This window comes from Micromonospora sp. NPDC000121 (assembly GCF_042899165.1).
GTDB lineage: Bacteria > Actinomycetota > Actinomycetes > Mycobacteriales > Micromonosporaceae > Micromonospora.
In genome coordinates this window covers 1,994-5,250 of the sequence record NZ_JBIAZP010000027.1, presented here as the reverse complement: position 1 = coordinate 5,250, position 3,257 = coordinate 1,994, and the positions used below count along the sequence as shown (strand labels likewise).

Below are 3,257 nucleotides of genomic sequence, written 5' to 3'. Positions count from 1 at the left end.
GAGTTGCACAGTGGACGCGTAGCAGCTTAGTAGTCAAGTCCTCGGCCTATTAGTACCGGTCAACTGAACCCGTTACCGAGCTTACATTTCCGGCCTATCAACCCAGTCGTCTAGCTGGGGGCCTTACCCATCCGAAGATGGTGGGATACCTCATCTTGAAGCGAGCTTCCCGCTTAGATGCTTTCAGCGGTTATCCCTTCCGAACGTAGCTAACCAGCCGTGCCCCTGGCGGGACAACTGGCACACCAGAGGTTCGTCCGTCCCGGTCCTCTCGTACTAGGGACAGCCCTTCTCAAGTATCCTACGCGCACGGCGGATAGGGACCGAACTGTCTCACGACGTTCTAAACCCAGCTCGCGTACCGCTTTAATGGGCGAACAGCCCAACCCTTGGGACCTGCTACAGCCCCAGGATGCGACGAGCCGACATCGAGGTGCCAAACCATCCCGTCGATATGGACTCTTGGGGAAGATCAGCCTGTTATCCCCGGGGTACCTTTTATCCGTTGAGCGACACCGCTTCCACACGCAAGTGCCGGATCACTAGTCCCGACTTTCGTCCCTGCTCGACCTGTCAGTCTCACAGTCAAGCTCCCTTGTGTACTTGCACTCAACACCTGATTGCCAACCAGGCTGAGGGAACCTTTGGGCGCCTCCGTTACCCTTTAGGAGGCAACCGCCCCAGTTAAACTACCCACCAGACACTGTCCCTGAACCGGATAACGGTCCGAAGTTAGATACCCAAATCAACCAGAGTGGTATTTCAAGATTGCCTCCACCCATACTGGCGTATGAGCTTCACCGGCTCCCACCTATCCTACACAAGCTAACTCAGATACCAATGTCAAGCTATAGTAAAGGTCCCGGGGTCTTTCCGTCCTGCCGCGCGTAACGAGCATCTTTACTCGTAATGCAATTTCGCCGGGCCTGTGGTTGAGACAGTGGGGAAGTCGTTACGCCATTCGTGCAGGTCGGAACTTACCCGACAAGGAATTTCGCTACCTTAGGATGGTTATAGTTACCACCGCCGTTTACTGGCGCTTAAGTTCTCCGCTTCGCCCCGAAGAGCTAACAGGTCCCCTTAACGTTCCAGCACCGGGCAGGCGTCAGTCCATATACATCGAATTACTTCTTCGCATGGACCTGTGTTTTTAGTAAACAGTCGCTTCCCCCTGCTCTCTGCGGCCATACAACGCTCCACCCGCAAGGGGCTTCACGTCTCCGGCCCCCCTTCTCCCTAAGTTACGGGGGCAATTTGCCGAGTTCCTTAACCACAGTTCGCCCGATCGCCTCGGTATTCTCTACCTGACCACCTGTGTCGGTTTGGGGTACGGGCCGCTAAGAACTCGCTAGAGGCTTTTCTCGGCAGCATAGGATCACTGACTTCACCTGAATCGGCTCGGCATCACGTCTCAGCCTCCATGCACCACGGATTTGCCTATGGTGCGGCCTACACGCTTACCCCGGCACAACCACCGGCCGGGCTCAGCTACCTTCCTGCGTCACCCCATCGCTTGACTACTACCCGCCAGGTTCCCACGCTCCCCATGATTGGTCCGAAGACCGCCCACAGATCGGGTGGTTAGCACAACGAGGTTCATCAGGGACGCTCTTTCGCGGGTACGGGAATATCAACCCGTTGTCCATCGACTACGCCTCTCGGCCTCGCCTTAGGTCCCGACTCACCCAGGGCGGATTAGCCTGGCCCTGGAACCCTTGGTCATCCGGCGGAAGGGTTTCTCACCCTTCTTTCGCTACTCATGCCTGCATTCTCACTCGTGCCGCGTCCACAACTAGGTCACCCCGCTGCTTCACTCGCGGCACGACGCTCCCCTACCCATCCACACACCTGCACGGCACATCAAGGCGCCGCGAAGTAAAAATGTGAATGCCACAGCTTCGGCGGTGTGCTTGAGCCCCGCTACATTGTCGGCGCGGAACCACTTGACCAGTGAGCTATTACGCACTCTTTAAAGGGTGGCTGCTTCTAAGCCAACCTCCTGGTTGTCTATGCGACCCCACATCCTTTTCCACTTAGCACACGCTTAGGGGCCTTAGCTGGTGATCTGGGCTGTTTCCCTCTCGACTACGAAGCTTATCCCCCGCAGTCTCACTGCCGCGCTCTCACTTACCGGCATTCGGAGTTTGGCTGATTTCGGTAAGCTTGTGGGCCCCCTAGACCATCCAGTGCTCTACCTCCGGCAAGAAACACGCGACGCTGCACCTAAATGCATTTCGGGGAGAACCAGCTATCACGGAGTTTGATTGGCCTTTCACCCCTAACCACAGGTCATCCCCCAACTTTTCAACGTTGGTGGGTTCGGCCCTCCACGCGGTCTTACCCGCGCTTCAGCCTGCCCATGGCTAGATCACTCCGCTTCGGGTCTAGGACACGCGACTGAATCGCCCTATTCAGACTCGCTTTCGCTACGGCTCCCCCACACGGGTTAACCTCGCCACATGCCACTAACTCGCAGGCTCATTCTTCAAAAGGCACGCCGTCACCCCGCAAGGCTCCGACGGATTGTAGGCGAACGGTTTCAGGTACTATTTCACTCCCCTCCCGGGGTACTTTTCACCATTCCCTCACGGTACTCGTCCGCTATCGGTCACCAGGAAGTATTTAGGCTTACCAGGTGGTCCTGGCAGATTCACGGCAGATTTCAGGAGTCCGCCGCTACTCGGGAACACCCACAGAAGACCAGCCACTTTCACCTACCGGACTATCACCGCCTACGGTCAGCCTTTCCAGACTGTTCGGCTAGCAACTGGCTTTGTAACTCCTCGAGTGCATGTCAGTACACTCAGCAGGGTCCCACAACCCCGACCACGCAACCCCTGACAGGTATCACACGCAGCCGGTTTAGCCTCAATCCGCTTTCGCTCGCCACTACTCACGGAATCACTCTTTGTTTTCTCTTCCTACGGGTACTGAGATGTTTCACTTCCCCGCGTTCCCTCCATACACCCTATGTGTTCAGGTGCAGGTGACACCACATGACTGATGCCGGGTTCCCCCATTCGGACACCCTGGGATCACAGCTCGGTTGACAGCTCCCCCAGGCCTATCGCGGCCTCCCACGTCCTTCATCGGCTCCTGGTGCCAAGGCATCCACCGTTCGCCCTTGACAACTTGACCACAAAGATGCTCGCGTCCACTGTGCAATTCTCAACAAACGACCAACCCACAACCCGAACCGCCTCACACCAGCATCACCACAGCGACCGGTATGCGAGACCAGGCCATGCCTGGCAACC

Annotated in this window: 1 rRNA gene; it reads right to left on the bottom strand. The window is 57.0% G+C overall.

Annotated elements, in window-relative coordinates:
• Positions 1–29: 29 nt before the first annotated feature.
• Positions 30–3,138 (bottom strand): 23S ribosomal RNA (locus tag ACFY23_RS31705).
• Positions 3,139–3,257: the final 119 nt, after the last annotated feature.